Here is a 15,373-nt window from a genome sequence, read left to right on the forward strand (position 1 = left end):
ATGACCATTTCCCCACTTCGCAAGTTGTTGGCGCTCGCCTGCGCGCTGCTGCCGGCCCTGGCCGGCGCCGAACCCTACCGTTGGAATACTGTCAGCATGGGCGGCGGCGGTTTCGTCGCGGCCGTGGTGCCGAGCAAAACCATGCGGGGACTGGCGTATGCCCGCACCGACGTGGGCGGCGCCTATCGCTGGGACGCGGGCAGCGCGCGCTGGGTGTCGTTGATGGACTGGGTGTCCGAGGACGAAACGGGCCTGCTGGGCGTGGAAGCGATCGCGCTCGACCGGCGCGACAGCGCCAAGCTGTACCTGCTGGCCGGGACCAGTTACTTCAACAATGGGCGCAGCATGATTTTGCGCTCCAACGACTTTGGAAAAACTTTTACCCGCATCGACGTCAGCGCCCAGTTCAAGGCGCACGGCAACGGCATGGGACGCCAGAACGGCGAACGGCTGCAAGTTGACCCCGGTTCGAGCAACGTGCTGTATGTGGGCACCCGCGCCAACGGCCTGTTTCGCAGCACCGACAGCGGCAGCAGCTGGCAGCGCCTGGACAGCCTGGATGTGACGTCGACCCCGAACGGCAATGGCATTTGCCTGGTGCTGCTCGACCCGGCCAGCGTGGTCAATGGCGTGGCGCAGCGCATCGTGGTGGGCGTCTCGCGCGCCGGGGCTGCCGGGCCGTCGCTGTACCTGAGCCGCAATGCCGGCGCCAGCTTCGCCCCGGTGGCCGGCGCGCCGTCGTCGCTGATGCCCCAGCGCGCCGCGCTCGGGTCGGACGGCAACTTGTTCATCACCTACGCCAACGGCGCCGGACCGCACCCGCACTGGTCGCTGCCGGAACCGATGAACCAGGGCCAGATCTGGAAGTACGCGCTGGCCTCGGGCGCCTGGTCGAACATCACGCCGCCGGCGATTGGCGCGCCGTTTGGCGGCATCAGCGTGGCCCCTGACAACCCATTGCGCCTGGTGGCGTCCACCACCAACGCCTGGCTGCAGCAAGATAGCGCTTACGGCGACCATATTTTTACCTCCGCCAACGGCGGCGCCACCTGGACCGACGTGGTGCAGCGCGGCTTTGCCAAAGACGTGCACGGCGTGTCATGGGCGGCGGGCCAGTCGATCCACTGGACAGGCTCGGTGGAGTTCGACCCGTTCGATACGCGCGCCGTCTGGGCAACCTCGGGCAATGGCGTCTTTCGCAGCGCTGATGTGGGCCTGACGCCAGCGACCTGGGACTTTACCGTGGCCGGCCTGGAAGAAACCGTCGCCCTCAATGCCGTCAGTATTGCCCAGGGACCGATGCTCTCGGCGATCATGGATTACGACGGCTTTCGGCATGCGGATGTGGCGCGCTATTCGCCCATGCATGCGCCGGCGGTGGGCTCGACCAGCGGGCTTGATGTCGCCGCACGCAATAGCGCCGTGGTGGTGCGTTCGGGCGCGGCCATGTACTACTCCACCGACACCGCCATGACCTGGAAGCGCGCGGCCACCACGCGTGGCAGGGGCGGGCAGGTGGCGCTGGCGGCCGACGCGTCAGTCCTGCTGCATGCGCCCGAAAACGCGGCGCGGGTGTATCGCTCGCTCGACTTTGGCGCCAGCTGGAGCACGGTGGCCGGCGTGGACGTGTTCAATGCGCGCCCGGTGGCCGATGCAGTCAACCCGCGCAAGTTCTACCTGTACAGCGGCGCGGGCATGCTGGTGAGCGTGGACGGCGGCGCGTCCTTCGGCGCGCGCGCGGCGCTGCCAGCAGGCGCATCGAACGTGGTGCGCGTCGCGCCCGGCCGGGAAGGCGACGTCTGGGTCGCGCTCAACGGCGCCGGGCTGGCGCGCTCGACGGATTCGGGCGCGTCGTTTTCCACTCTGGCCGGCGTGGGCAGCGCCGCTGCGGTCGGCTTTGGCAAGGCCGCGCCGGGGACGCTTTATCCGGCAGTGTATATCTGGGGGAGCGTGAATGGCGTGCGCGGCGCCTACCGCTCCACCGACCAGGGCGCATCCTGGACGCGCATCAATGACGACGCGCACGAGTATGGCGGGCCGGCCAACGGCCGCTTCATCATCGGCGACATGACTACCTACGGCACGGTATACCTGAGCACCGCCGGGCGTGGCATCGCCTACGGGACCATCGCGCCGGCGCCGGTGCCGGTGCCGGTGTTGCCTGCCCAGTGCAGCTACATCGTCACCGGACAGTGGGGCGGCGGCTTTACTGCGGCGGTCCGCATCACCAATCGCGGCAGTGCCGCGATCGATGGCTGGCATGTCAATTGGTCGTACGCGGACGGCAGCCAGGTGAGCGGCAGCTGGAATGCGATTGTCAGTGGCGCCAATCCCTACCGCGCGGGGAACCAGAGCTACAACCGCGTCATTTATCCCGGCCAGAATGTGGAGTTTGGCCTGCAGGGCAGAATGCCTGGCGCGCGCGCATCGGCGCCGCTGGTGACGGGCGAGATGTGCGGCCCCAGCGGCCCGAGCAGCGTTAGCGCGCCTCTGTGATGGCGGCCGGGCTGGTGTCGTCCTTGCCCATGAAAACGCTGTTCGGGTCGACTTTGTAGTCGCCATAACGCCCGCAGGTGGCATAGCCGCAGCTGGCGTAAAAGGCCAGCGCTGCGCCCTGGTGCGGGCCGCTCTCGAGCTTGAAACTGCGCATCCCGTCTTGCCGTGCGCAAGCCTCGAGCACGGTCAAGATGGCACGCGCCACGCCCTGGCCGCGGCTCTCGGGACGCACGTACATGCGTTTCAGTTCGCCATAGCCCGCATAGAACACGATCGCGCCGCAGCCTTGCGCCCGGCCCTCGCCGTCGCGCGCGACGGCAAAACGGACGTTCGGCTTTGTGAGCGACGACAGATCCATCGCATAGCGGCTCTCCGGCGGGTACAGGCTGTCCTGGTAAGCGTCAAGGTCGGCAATGAGGGCGATGACGTCGGCCTGGTCCGGCGATTCGATGGCGATGTGCATACTGCTCCAGTAAAAAAAGTATTGTCGATAATATAACCGGTCTTGGCGCGCCCTGTAGCCGGGCGCCAAGTTTGACCGAGGCCCGTATTGCGGCGATACTCTGGCCCGTACCCTCGATCAACGTCCAACATGGAGTTTTACATTGAAGAACGCCACATTCCTCGTGCTGGTTTCAGCAGCCGCTACCGCCAGCGCAGCGCCCACGCAACTGTTCGACCCGCAGCGCTTGTCGCAGCACGTGAAGGTGGTTTCGTCCGACGCGTTCGAGGGCCGCGCGCCCGATTCGGCGGGCGAGACCAAGACCGTCGCTTACCTGGTCGCCCAGTTCAAGGCCGCCGGGCTCAAGCCTGGCGGCGAGCTTGCCGGCGGCAAGCGCGGCTGGACGCAGGATGTGCCGCTGGGCCGCTTTGAAATCAAGGGACCGGTGACCGTGTCGGTGAACGACGGTAACAAGACCCAGAGCCTGGCCCAGGGCGACGACCTGGCGATCCGCGCGGCCATGAACGGCGACAAAAAAGTCGACTTCACCAACGTGCCGCTGGTATTCGTCGGCTATGGCGTGAGCGCCCCGGAACGCAAGTGGGATGACTTCAAGGGCGTGGACTTGAAGGGCAAGCTGGCGCTCGTGTTGATCAACGACCCGGATTTTGAAACGGGCGCGGGCGAATTTGGCGGCAAGGCCATGACCTATTACGGCCGCTGGACCTACAAGTTTGAAGAAATGGCCCGCCGCGGCGCGGTGGGCACGATCATCGTGCATGAAACGGCGCCGGCGTCATACGGGTGGGCGACGGTCAAGAACTCCAACACCAACGTCATGTTCGACATCGTGCGCAAGGAGCCGGCCAAGTCGCACGCGCCCATGGAAGCATGGATCCAGCGCGAGCTGGCGGTGGACTTGTTCAAGCGCGGCGGCGCCAACTTCGAGGACCTTAAAAAGCAGGCGCAAACGCGCGATTTTCGCCCCGTCGAACTCAAGGGCGTGACCCTGTCGGCCAGCTACGCCGTTGACGCGCAGGTCATCAAATCGAAGAACGTGCTGGCGCTGCGCGAAGGCACCGGGCGCAAGGGCGAATATGTGATGTACAGCGCGCACTGGGACCATCTGGGCGTGGGACTGGCGGACGCCAAGGGCGACACCATCTACAACGGCGCCATTGACAATGGCACCGGCATTGCGGCGCTGGTGGAAATGGCGCGCGTGTACGCCCAAAAGCCGGCGCCGAAACGCAGCGTGGTGTTTTTGGCGGTGACGGCCGAAGAGCGCGGCCTGATGGGTTCCGAATACTATGCAGCCAATCCGGTTTATCCGCTGGCCAAGACGGTGGGCGTGATTAATATTGATGCGCTCAGCCCCCATGGGCCGACGCGCAACTTCACCATTTCGGGCAGCGCCAAGTTCGACTTGCTCGATCAGCTGGTGGCCAAGGCCGGGCAGTACAAGCTGCGCTACACGCCCGATCCTAAGCCGGAAGCGGGCCACTTTTTCCGCTCCGACCACTTCTCGTTTGCCAAGCGGGGCGTGCCGGCCGTGTCGTTCGATTCCGGTGACGACTGGGTTGACGGTGGCGTAGCGGCCGGCAAAGCGGCGTCCGAAGCGTACACAGAAAACAATTACCACCAGCCGTCCGACCAGTGGAGCGAGAAGTGGCCGTTCACCGGCATGGCGCGCGACCTGGAGATTTTGTATGGCGTGGGCGCGGACCTGGCCAACGCCAGCACCTGGCCAAACTGGTCGTCCGATTCGGAGTTCCGCGGCGCGCGCGACGCCAGCGCTTCGATGCGCAAGTAATTGTTGAGGGATGGATACAATCACGCAGATGACTGCCATCCCCCGCCTTCCTCCAGCATAATAGGGCGCCCTCCTGTCGGACCGGCGCCATGTTCACCACACCTCTCAAACCATTCCTCTGCCACCTTGCCCGCCTGCTGGCGGCGCTCGTCATGCTCGGCCCGGCCCTGCTGCGCGCAGCGTCGCTGCCGGTGCAAAACGACACCTTCTGGAAAGACACGGCCGGCAATCCCATCTATTCCCAGGGCGGCGGCATCTTGAAGGTCAAGGATACCTACTACTGGTATGGCGCCAAATACGAGGCAGCGGTGCGCTACGCCGCCAGGCCAGTAGGGGAAAAAGGAAACGCGCGCTTTAGTGCAGTGACCGCGTATTCCTCCACCGACCTGGTGAACTGGAAATTCGAAGGCAATGTCATCCAGGCCGGTGGCGCCGGCCAGGTGTTTGAGCCGGATGCGTGGCTGGGGCGTCTGGGCGTGGTCTACAGCAAGCGCACGCGCAAGTATGTGCTGATCAGCCAGTACGCAAGCCGCGCCATGGGTGGCGGCGTGCTATTTGCCGTCAGCGACACGCCTACCGGTCCTTTTGTGTATCACCACCTGCAGCCACGGATAGAGAACGTGGTCACCCCCGCCACCGGCGACCAGACCGTATTCGTCGACGATGATGGCCAACCCTATCTGATCTTCAGCAACGCGAAAGGCCGCGCGCACGCGTACGTTGCGCCGCTGCGCGCTGATGACTACCTGGCGGTGGAACCTGCCACCAGGGTCTTCTCCAGTCCGGCGGGCGGGCGCGAAGGCAACGCCATGTTCAAGTACCAGGGCCTGTATTACCTGTGCTCGTCGGACTTGCATGGGTGGAACGCCTCGCATACGTACTACATGACAGCGAGCAGCATCACGGGACCGTATTCGGCCGAGAAAATCATGCCGGGCACGCAGGCCGACTTTTCCCACGTATCGCAGACCGGGTTCTTCATTCCCGTGCAAGGCAGCCAGGCAACGACGATCCTGTTTGCGGGCGACCGCTGGAGCAATTTTGCCGGCAACGGCATCGGCTACAACCAGTGGCTGCCGTTGTCGTTCGACGGCGCCTCGCCCGTGTTCCATTCGCTCAGCCAGTTCGACCTGGATGCGGGGCAGGGCACCTGGCGTGTCGGCAGCGGCAACAATTATGTGCGCAATCCCAGCTTTGAGGCGGACCGCGTGACGCAAACGGGTGTTGCGGGATGGGTGACCAGCTGGACCAACCTGGCCGATGCGGGGCCCACCATGAACCTGCTGGGCGGCCATACGGGGCGCTGGGCCCTTGCGCTCAGCCATGCGGCGCCAACCATGGGCAGCACCTTGCAAAACATCGCGCTGCCCAACGGGCGCTACACGCTCAAGGCCTGGGTAAGAAGCAGCGGCGGACAGGCCGTCGCGAAGGTGTATGTGCATGGCTATGGCGGCGCGGACCTGGCGCGCCCAATCAATACCGCCATCGATGCGTGGACCGAGATGGTGATCCCGGGGATTATGGTCAGCAACGGCAGCATCCAGCTTGGCGTCTATTCGGAAGGCAAGGCAGGACACTGGCTGTACGTTGACGATTTCGCGCTAACGCGGGAGTAGGCCCGGCGTATGCAAATACCGTATGGAAAACGGTAAAAAGTGAATGCTTCTCAAGTGTTTCTTGGCGCAAACGTATCCTATGATGGGCTTCCTGAATTTCGCACAAATGCCCTGCATACATGAAAACCTTTCCCCGCGCGCTACTTGGATTGATCGCCGCCTGTTCGTTTGGCACTATTCCCGCGCCGCTGCTCGCCGCCCCTGCGCGCATTGTCGTCGACCAGCAGGGCGTGATGCGCTGGAAGGCGGACCGGCAGGAAGTGCGCCTGTTCGGCGCCAACTATTGCGCCTTTGCCTCCGGCGACTACCGGCTGGCGAAGCGCGTGGGCGCCGACATGAAAAAGCTGATCGACGCCGACATGGGCCACTTCGCGCGCATGGGCTGGGATGGCCTGCGCCTGTGTTCGTGGGGCGACTGGGAAAGTAGCGACGGCGAGGGCAACCTGACCGAGGACGTGCACACCGGCTTGATGGACTACCTGATTTTCAAGGCGGGCGAGCGCGGCATCAGCATGCTGCTCAGCCCCATCGTCACGTATGGTTCGTCCTATGCCGACCAGATCGGCAATCCAGACTACAAGCCGGCGGGCTTCTCGTCGCTGTACGAGCGCGCCGCGCTGGGCACCAACCCCAAGGCAATCGCGGCGCAGACCAACTATATCGGCCAGGTGCTCAATCACGTCAATCCGTATACGCGCACCGCGCTCAAGGATGATCCGGCGATCCTGTTCGTGGAAATGATCAACGAACCGGTGCACCACCCGGAGAACCTCAAGCAGTCGGTCGACTACATCAACGCGCTGGTCGACGCCGTGCGCGGCACCGGCAGCGAGCAGATCACGTTTCACAATTATTCGCAGGACTTCGCCATTCGGGAGGCGCTGGTCAAGTCCAACGTGCAGGGCATCGATTTTGGCTGGTATCCCTCCGGGCTGGTGTCGGGTCATACATTGAAAGGCAACTTCCTTCCCGCCGTGGACAGCTATCCCGCGCTGCTCGACCCTGCGCTGCTGCACAAGGCGCGCATTGTCTACGAGTTCGACCAGGCTGACCTGAACACCGGCTACCTGTATCCGGCCATGGCGCGCACCTTTCGCAGCGTGGGCGCGCAATTCGCCGCCGTATTCGCCTACGACATGCTGGATACCGCGCCGTACAATCTGTCGTGGCAAACCCATTTCATCAACCTGGTGCATACGCCGCGCAAGGCCGTCAGCGCCGTCATTGCGGGCGAGGCCATGCGCCGCCTGCCGCGCATGGCCTCTTACGGCGCGTATCCCGCCTCGACCAAGTTTGGCGACTTCAGTGTCGACTACGAGACCGATTCGAGCCTGCTCAATGCCGCCGACGCGTTCATGCACGCGGGCGACACGGCAGTCGCGCCGCGCAACGCCGCCGGCCTTGAACGGGTCGTGGGCTTCGGCTCGTCGCCAGTGGTGTCGTATGAAGGCACGGGCGCCTATTTTCTCGACAAGATACGCGACGGCGTGTGGCGCCTCGAAGTCTATCCGGACGCGCTGCTCGTAGGCGATCCGTTCGCCCAGCCGCAGCCGGGCAAGGTGGTCTCGCGCCTGTACTTTCGCCCCTGGCAGATGGGTATTGCGCTGCCTGACCTGGGTCCTGGCTTTAGCGCCACGCCATTGACCGTGCCGGCAAACGCTGCGGCGAGCGCGCGCCGGGCGCAGTCGGGCAGCGTCGAAGTGGAGCCGGGCGTGTGGCTACTGAGCCGCTCCGGCCCGGTGGACTTCGCGACCCTGCCGGCCACCGTCAACCGCGTCGGCCTGCGCGAGTTTCACGTCAATGCGCAGCAAACCTATCCCGACCTGGTGCAAAACCTCTCGCCAGGCGAGTTTGTGACCGGCGCACCCGCAACGATCCGCGTGCGCCTGGCCAGCCAAAGCAAGCCTGAGCGGCTGAACCTGTACATCCGCGACGCGGGGACCCGCGATTTTGGCAAGCCGATTGCGCTGCGCCATGTGCGCGGCTATGACTACGCCGCGCCCGTGGAAGCGGCGCGTCTGCCGGAAGGGCAATATGAGTTCATCGTAGTGCAGGGTGAGGGCGCACAGGCGACCGCGTTTCCGGACCAGGCGAGCGGACAACCCGGCCGCTGGCCGTTCGAGGCGCGTGAAGTGTGGCGCTTTACGGTAACGGGTGCCGACAAGGCGCTGGAACTGTTCAATCCTCCGCGCGACACGGCGGCGCTGACGTTTGCGCGGCTGTCCGAGTCGGACGGCGCATCGGGCTTCAAGCTGGTGCCAGGCGAGAACAGCAACGCGCTCGCATTGTCGCTGGCGCTCCCGCAGCTCAAGGCGCCGCAGGTGGCGCAGCAGTATGCCGGATCGGTGTTTGTCGGGGAACGCATCGCGGCGCGCGGGGCGGCTGCCGCCACTGCCAGCACGCTGAGCGTGCGGCTTAAAGCGGCCGGCGGAAAGCGCAAAACGCTTGACGTGCTGCTGATTGAAAAGGACGGTTCAAGCTGGCGCGCCAGCATGCGCGCGGGGGCGCAGTGGAGCACGCGGCATATCGGGCTCGACGCGCTGACCTTCGCGCGCAGTGCACTCACACCCACGCCCTATCCGGGGACGTGGAACTACTGGCGCCCCGGTCCCGCCGCGCGCGGCCGCGGGAAGATCAGGCCGGACAATATCGAGCGGGTGGAGCTGCGGGTGTATCGCAACGCCGGCGAGCACGCCGGCGACGATGCCCGCGCGGTGGAGATCGCATCGGTGCAGCTCCACTATGGAAAGCGGCGTCAGTAGCGCAGGCGTTTTGCTGTTCCCGGTCAGCCTTGCCGCTGCAGCGACAGCTCGCCTGTCAAGGCCAACGGCAGCGCCCTGGCCCAGCGGTTGGCCGACAGCGAAAACGTCAGCGCGCGCACCTGGTGATACCACCCGGCAGGCACATACAGCAGTTCGCCGGGTCCGACGATGCACTCGATCATGGTGGCCTGGCGCGCCTGCGGGAATGTGTCGAAGTCAGGCGCCTCCGGGTTGAACGGCGAGCCGAATAAAATGGCGTTCGCTTCGCTCGGGTACAGGAATTGGTCGTGATGGGGCGGCGCCAAAAAAATCCGTTTGGTGCCCCAGACCTGCGCGAAAATATTGTCGTCGTAATCGCAGTGGAGCGGCGTCACCGTGCCTGCCGGGCCAAGCCAAAAGCGCGGCGGCCCCATTTTGTCGAAATACGCGGGCCAGTAACAGAGCTTGTTCAAGGCGCGCAATTCCAGGTTCCCAAGGTACGGCGGCAGCGCCTGCGCGTCGCCGGCCACCAGGTCAAGATACGCCAGCATCGACATATCCTGCATCGCGCGGTCGGGAGCAAAGGCGGTGTTGATGTAGTCGCCCACCCGCGCGCGCACCGCCAGGTCGCTGTAACGCTCGCGCAACGTTTGCGGCGTGAGCTTTGACAACGGCCAGCGGCCCACCAGGCCGGTGAGCAAAAACGGCAAGCCCTGTGCGGCGCGCGCGCGAAAGGCTGCGGCATCGAGCGTGCCCAGGCGCGGCACGCTGGCAATGGCGGGCAGCTCGCGCGCCGCGCGCCGGATCGCGTCGCGCATCGCCTCGATCGAGGTCACGCCGCGCACCAGCGCATCTTTTTGTTCGCGCGCCAGCTTGTTGGCAAGCGCTTGCTCGGGCGAGGTGGCGTTCGATGCCCGCCGCGGCGGCAGTGCCGGGTTGTTGTCCACCAAATTTTTCTCTCTTAAAAAGGCCAATCAATCGGCCTGCAACAGCAGCCGGTAACCGACCGCGGTTTCGGTGAGCAGGTAGCGCGGCTGGGTAGGGTCGTCTTCAAGCTTTTGGCGCAAGTGGCCCATGTAGATGCGCAGGTAGTGGCCATTTTCGCTGTTGGACGGCCCCCACACTTCACGCAGCAGCTGCGGATTGGTGACCACGCGCCCGGCGTTGACCACCAGAACGCACAGCAAGCGGTATTCGGTCGGGGTCAGGTGCACGCCTTTGCCGGCCTTGCTGACCAGCCGCTTTTGAATGTCGACCTGGACGTCGCCAAAGCATACCAGAGCGCCGGCGTCGAGTGGCGGCTGGCCCTGGCGCCGCAGCGTGGCGCGCACCCTGGCCAGCAGTTCGCCTACGCCGAATGGTTTGCTCAGGTAGTCGTCGGCGCCGGCGTCGAGCGCGGCGATCTTGTCGGTTTCATCGGTGCGGGCCGACAGGACGATGATCGGCACGCGCGACCAGGAGCGCACGTCGGTGATGAAGTCGATGCCGTCGCCGTCCGGCAAACCAAGGTCGAGGATGATCAAATTGGGTTTGCGCGTACCGGCGTCGATCAGGCCGCGCCGCATCGATTCGGCTTCGAACACTTGCCAGCCTTCGGCGTCGAGCGCCATGCGCACAAAGCGCCGGATTTGCGGCTCGTCCTCTACCAGCAGGGCTATTGGATTGGTCTCGCTCATGTTGGTCCTTGCTCGTCCATTGCAGGTAGTTCGGGAGGCGTGCCAAGCGGCAGGCTGAAAATGAAGGCGGCGCCGCCTTCGGGCGAGGCGCCGGCGCGGATCGCGCCGCCGTGCGCTTCGACGATGGCGCGGCAAATGGCTAGGCCCAGGCCGACACCGGGAATCGGCGACTCGCGCTCGCCCCGGGTAAATTTTTCGAAAATGTCTTCCTCGCGCCCCGGCGGCAGGCCCGGGCCGTTGTCATGCACCGTCACTTCCATCATGCTGCCCCTGGGCTGGGCCGTAATGCCGATGCGCGAGCCGGGCGGGGTGTACTTGGCCGCGTTTTCTAGCAGGTTGCACAGCACCCGTTCGAGCAGCACCGCGTCGTAGCGCACCAGGGGAAGGTCATGCGCAATGCTGGTCCACAGTACGTGGCGCGCCAGTTGCCAGCGGCTGGCGCGCAGCGCGCTGCCGGCGATTTCTTCCAGCGTCTGCCACTGCAGGTTCAGGCGCACGTGGCCGCTTTGCATGCGCGCCATGTCGAGCAGGTTCGACACCAGGGTGCTCATGCGCACCGCTTCATCGCGCAGCGCGAACGCCATCTCGGCTTGCGCTTCGCTCAGGGCCGGGCGCGACAGCGCGAGCGACTCGGACAGGCCCACCAGCGACGTGAGCGGCGTGCGCAAATCGTGCGAGAGCGCTGCCAGCAGCGAGTTGCGCAGCCGCTCCGATTCCATGCGCACCATCGCGTCTTGCGCCACCTCCACGTAATGCACGCGCTCAAGCGCGATTGCGGCCAGTGCGGCAAAGGTTTCAAGCTGCTTGCGCTGTTCGTGCGCCAGCGCGGCGCCTTCCTGCCCGCCCCAGATGGCCAGCACGCCGCGCGTGCGCATGGGCGCCACCAGCGGCAGGTAATAAAAGCTGTTGCCGGGCAGGGTGTCGGTGCCGGCGCCGGCCGGCAGGGCGCGGTCGAATGCCCACTGCGCCGCGCCCATGTCGAGCACACTCATGACGGGCACATGCACGACGCCTTGCTGCGCGCTCGGATAGGCCAGGCGCGCGGCGCCGTCAGGCAGCAGCAGCGTGGCGTGCGCCTGGAAGGTTTGCCGGATAAAGGCCTGGGTGATCTCGAACACCTGTTCGGTCTGCAGTGCGCTCGAGAGCGAGCGCGCAAATTCGTACAGCGCGCGCGAACGCGCTTCGCGCTGCAGCGCAAAGCGCGCCTGGTAGCGCAGATCGGCCGTCAGGCTCGCCGTGATCAGGCCGACCGCCAGCATCACCAGGAACATCACGCTGTACTGCAGGTCGGCGGCGCCAATGGCCATGCCGCGCGCGCTGAGCAGCAGCGCCGCGGCGCTCACCACAGCGGCCACCACCGACGCTTCGCGCCCCAAGCGCACTGCTACCAGCACCACCGTAAGCAGGAACAGCATGGCGATGTTGGCCAGGTCGAAGTACGGCAGCAAGGGCGCGGTGAGCGCGGCCGTCAGCGCACTGGCCCCGGCGCCGAGCAGGTAGCGCTGGCGGCGCGAGCGGGGATGCGCCTGTGCGGGCGGCGCGCCGTTGGTGCCAACACTGGTGCCAACACTGGTGCCAACCCCAGTGTCAACGTCGGCCCGCGCCGGGGCCGTGCTGGCGTGGCCGGTTTCGATCAGGTCGATATCAGGCGCGTAGGCGGCGATGCGGCGCAGCTGCGGCGCGCGCCACGGCAGGGCGCCGCTGCGCCGGCTGCGGCCAAGGACAATGCGCGAAAAATGCTGGCTGCGGGCGTAGTCGGCGATCATCAGCGCGATGTCGCTGCCAGCGAGCAGCGTGGTGCTGGCGCCCAGGCTGCGCGCCAGCGCAAAAGCTTGCGCGAGCTGCTCGCGCCCCGCCGCGCCCCGGCGCTGCATGGAGGGCGTTTCAACGTGGATCACGTGCCAGTCGGCGTTCACCTGGCCGGCCAGCCGGGCCGCGCTGCGAATCACGTGCTGCGCCTGGTCGTCGGCCGCCACGCAGGCCAGCAAGGCCGCTCCCGCGCCGGCGCCGCGGTGCGCGCGCGCGGCGTGTTCGGCCTGCTGGGCAGTGCGGCGCAGGGCCAGTTCGCGCAGTGGGTGCAAGGCGCCCGGGACGTCTGGCGCGCCGTCCACAAACACCACCTGCTCGGCGCCGTCAAACACCGTGTCGGGCAGCGAGTGCGCCGGGACCGCGCCGGTGATCGCGCGCACCACGTCGAACAGACTTTCCAGCTGGTCGACGTTGAGCGTGGTGAACACGTCGATGCCGGCGCTGCGCAATTCGTCGGCATCTTGCCAGCGGCGCGGATGGCGCGCGGGCGCGGGGTTGGGGCTGGCCAGTTGGCCCAGCACCACCACAGCGGGCTTGCGCGCCAGCGCGGCGTCAAGGTCGAACCCGGCAGCGGGGGCGACGACGAGCACGTCGCGCCCTTGCTGCTGCAGCAGGCGGGCCGCCGCCAGCATCGCGTCGGTCTTGCCCACGCCGTCGGCTGCGCCAAAATAAATGCGCAGGCTGCCGCGCTTGCACGGGGGGCGGGGAGCTTCGAGATCGCTGCTGGACATAAGGTGTGACGTTGCCGGTATCCGGTGATTGTGCCATATCCACCCTGCCAGGCCCAGTGCAGCGGCGTTTTTACGCTTTCAATATACGGGCCGGGCAAGTCTTGATGATTTTTTTACGCGCTAGTCGATAAGCTTGGCTTGGCTTCATCCATCAACCAACAAGGAATAGCTGTGAGCTCAGAGCACAAGCAAGGCCGCCTGGCAGCGTTGACGCTGTCGGCGGTAGGCATCGTTTACGGCGACATCGGGACCAGTCCCCTGTACACCTTCAAGACGATTTTCGATCCGGCCCACGGCCTGGCGCTGTCCACCCCGAACCTGCTCGGGATCATCTCGCTGATTCTGTGGGGGCTCACGCTGATCGTCTCGCTCAAGTATGTGGCGCTGGTGCTGCGCGCAGATAACCGGGGCGAGGGCGGCATCATGGCGCTGATGGCGCTGGCGCTCAATTCCGTCACCAGCAAGTCGCGCTGGTATGTCCCGCTGATGGTGCTTGGCGTGTTCGGCGCCACCATGTTCTACGGCGACAGCGTGATCACGCCGGCCATTTCGGTGCTGAGCGCCATCGAAGGCCTGGAAGTGGCCGCGCCCGGCATGGCGCGCTACGTGGTGCCGATTTCCATCGTGATCCTGATCGGGCTGTATTCGGTGCAGCGGCACGGCACGGCCGGCATCGGCCGCTGGTTCGGGCCGGTGATGTTGGCCTGGTTCCTGGCGTTGGCGGTCATGGGCGTGATCAATATCGCCAAGGCGCCGCAGGTGCTGGCCGCGATGAATCCCGTGCATGCCTTGCGCTTCCTGCTGGCCAACCGCTTTGCCGGCTTTATCGCGCTGGGCGCCGTAGTGCTGGCCTTTACCGGGGCCGAAGCGCTGTACGCCGACATGGGCCATTTTGGCAAAGCGCCGATCCGCCTTGCCTGGTCCACCATCACGTTTCCGGCGCTGGCGCTCAATTACCTGGGACAGGGGGCGCTGCTGATGGTGCATCCGGAAAGCGTGGTCAACCCGTTTTACAACCAGCTGGGGAGCTGGAGCATCTATCCGCTGGTGGCGCTGTCGACCATGGCGGCGGTGATCGCGTCGCAGGCGACCATTTCGGGTACCTTCTCAATGACCAAGCAGGCCATTGCACTGGGGCTGCTGCCGCGCATGCGGGTGCTGCACACGTCGGAAAGTGAAATCGGTCAGGTCTACCTGCCGGCCGTGAACTGGCTGCAAATGGCGGTCGTGCTGCTGGCGGTGGTGGGCTTTGGCTCTTCCGAAAACCTGGCCGGCGCTTACGGCATCGCGGTGACGGCGACCATGCTGGCCACAACCATCCTGACGTATTTCGTCACCCGCTATCGCTGGCAGTTGCCGCTTGCGCTGTGCCTTGCCGCGACCGGGTTTTTCTGTGTGCTCGACATTGTGCTGTTCTCGGCGAGCACGCTCAAGCTGTTTCATGGCGGCTGGTTTCCGCTGCTGCTGGGCGCCATTCTGTTCACCGGCATGATGACCTGGAAGCGCGGGCGCCGGCTGGTGTTCGCCAATCTGCAAAAGCATGCCATCCCGCTTGACGCCTTTCTGGAGTCGCTGTTCGTCGCGCCGCCGGTGCGGGTGGCGGGCACCGCGGTGTTCCTGCGCAGCGAGAGCGACGGCGTGCCGCATGCGCTGCTGCATAACCTGTCGCATAACAAGGTGCTGCATGAACGGGTGATTTTCCTCACCGTGCGCATACTGGAACAGCCCTACGTCGGGCCAGGGGAGCGCGTCGTCATCACGGCCCTGGGGCACAACTGCTTCCAGCTCATGGCCTGCTACGGCTTCAAGGACGAACCGGACATTCCCGCACTGCTCGAGGCGTGGGAGGACAAGGCGGCGCCTGTGGCGATGATGGAAACGTCGTTTTTTATCGCGCGCCAGACCGTCATTGCGACGCCGGGAGGCGGCATGTGGCCGTGGCGCGAGCAGCTGTTCATTTCCATGTCGCGCAACGCCCGCAGCGCCGCCGACTATTACCGGATCCCGGCCAACCGGGTGATTGAACTGGGCACCCAGATCGAGATTTGA

At 65.5% G+C, this 15,373-nt stretch carries 9 protein-coding genes; 5 read left to right on the top strand and 4 right to left on the bottom strand.

What is annotated here, in order from left to right; all coding sequences use genetic code 11:
* The gene (locus tag ACP7D4_RS16315) at nucleotides 1–2,496 is read left to right on the top strand and encodes a cellulose binding domain-containing protein (RefSeq protein ID WP_426210120.1); all 2,496 of its coding nucleotides are present in this window, start codon (nucleotides 1–3) and stop codon (nucleotides 2,494–2,496) included.
* On the opposite strand, the gene ACP7D4_RS16320 is transcribed toward ACP7D4_RS16315, so the two are convergent.
* Nucleotides 2,480–2,959 (bottom strand): GNAT family N-acetyltransferase, encoded by a 480-nt coding sequence (locus tag ACP7D4_RS16320; protein WP_426102227.1) that lies wholly within the window; start codon nucleotides 2,957–2,959, stop codon nucleotides 2,480–2,482. The two genes, ACP7D4_RS16315 and ACP7D4_RS16320, sit on opposite strands and share 17 nt — an antisense overlap.
* A 142-nt stretch (nucleotides 2,960–3,101) precedes the next feature.
* Here ACP7D4_RS16320 and ACP7D4_RS16325 point away from each other — a divergent pair, with 142 nt between their 5' ends.
* The 3 genes from ACP7D4_RS16325 (at nucleotide 3,102) to ACP7D4_RS16335 (ending at nucleotide 9,129) form a co-directional block, all read left to right on the top strand.
* The gene (locus ACP7D4_RS16325) at nucleotides 3,102–4,751 is read left to right on the top strand and encodes a M28 family metallopeptidase (protein ID WP_426210122.1); all 1,650 of its coding nucleotides are present in this window, start codon (nucleotides 3,102–3,104) and stop codon (nucleotides 4,749–4,751) included.
* A gap of 89 nt (nucleotides 4,752–4,840) precedes the next feature.
* Nucleotides 4,841–6,367: a family 43 glycosylhydrolase gene (locus tag ACP7D4_RS16330; RefSeq protein ID WP_426102223.1), complete on the top strand. Its 1,527-nt coding sequence runs from the start codon at nucleotides 4,841–4,843 to the stop codon at nucleotides 6,365–6,367.
* 119 nt (nucleotides 6,368–6,486) lie between these two features.
* A complete protein-coding gene (locus ACP7D4_RS16335) occupies nucleotides 6,487–9,129 on the top strand; it encodes a hypothetical protein (RefSeq protein WP_426210124.1) in 2,643 nt (880 codons plus the stop codon).
* Between the two features lie 23 nt (nucleotides 9,130–9,152).
* Here ACP7D4_RS16335 and ACP7D4_RS16340 read toward each other — a convergent pair whose 3' ends face one another.
* Genes ACP7D4_RS16340 through ACP7D4_RS16350 form a run of 3 tightly spaced genes read right to left on the bottom strand, consistent with a single transcriptional unit; the run spans nucleotide 9,153 to nucleotide 13,324 of the window.
* Nucleotides 9,153–10,055: a cupin-like domain-containing protein gene (locus ACP7D4_RS16340; protein ID WP_426210126.1), complete on the bottom strand. Its 903-nt coding sequence runs from the start codon at nucleotides 10,053–10,055 to the stop codon at nucleotides 9,153–9,155.
* A gap of 27 nt (nucleotides 10,056–10,082) precedes the next feature.
* Nucleotides 10,083–10,784, bottom strand: a complete 702-nt coding sequence (gene kdpE / locus ACP7D4_RS16345; RefSeq protein WP_426102217.1) for a two-component system response regulator KdpE — start codon at nucleotides 10,782–10,784, stop codon at nucleotides 10,083–10,085.
* The gene (locus ACP7D4_RS16350; RefSeq protein WP_426210127.1) at nucleotides 10,781–13,324 is read right to left on the bottom strand and encodes an ATP-binding protein; all 2,544 of its coding nucleotides are present in this window, start codon (nucleotides 13,322–13,324) and stop codon (nucleotides 10,781–10,783) included. Before ACP7D4_RS16350 ends, kdpE begins: the two co-directional genes overlap by 4 nt.
* Before the next feature lie 171 nt (nucleotides 13,325–13,495).
* Between ACP7D4_RS16350 and ACP7D4_RS16355 the strand changes: the two genes are divergently transcribed.
* Nucleotides 13,496–15,373 carry a potassium transporter Kup gene (locus ACP7D4_RS16355; RefSeq protein ID WP_426210129.1) on the top strand — a complete coding sequence of 626 codons (1,878 nt, stop codon included), beginning with the start codon at nucleotides 13,496–13,498 and terminating at the stop codon, nucleotides 15,371–15,373.

The sequence above is a fragment of the Massilia sp. TWP1-3-3 genome, assembly GCF_049897805.1.
Taxonomy (GTDB): domain Bacteria; phylum Pseudomonadota; class Gammaproteobacteria; order Burkholderiales; family Burkholderiaceae_D; genus Telluria_A.

Excerpts from the sequence above, each read along its gene's own strand:
- ACP7D4_RS16320 (WP_426102227.1), bottom strand. The coding sequence starts at position 2,959 with ATGCACATCGCCATCGAATCGCCGGACCAGGCCGACGTCATCGCCCTC.
- ACP7D4_RS16330 (WP_426102223.1), top strand. The coding sequence starts at position 4,841 with ATGTTCACCACACCTCTCAAACCATTCCTCTGCCACCTTGCCCGCCTG.
- ACP7D4_RS16315 (WP_426210120.1), top strand. The coding sequence starts at position 1 with ATGACCATTTCCCCACTTCGCAAGTTGTTGGCGCTCGCCTGCGCGCTG.
- ACP7D4_RS16350 (WP_426210127.1), bottom strand. The coding sequence starts at position 13,324 with ATGTCCAGCAGCGATCTCGAAGCTCCCCGCCCCCCGTGCAAGCGCGGC.
- ACP7D4_RS16335 (WP_426210124.1), top strand. The coding sequence starts at position 6,487 with ATGAAAACCTTTCCCCGCGCGCTACTTGGATTGATCGCCGCCTGTTCG.
- kdpE (WP_426102217.1), bottom strand. The coding sequence starts at position 10,784 with ATGAGCGAGACCAATCCAATAGCCCTGCTGGTAGAGGACGAGCCGCAA.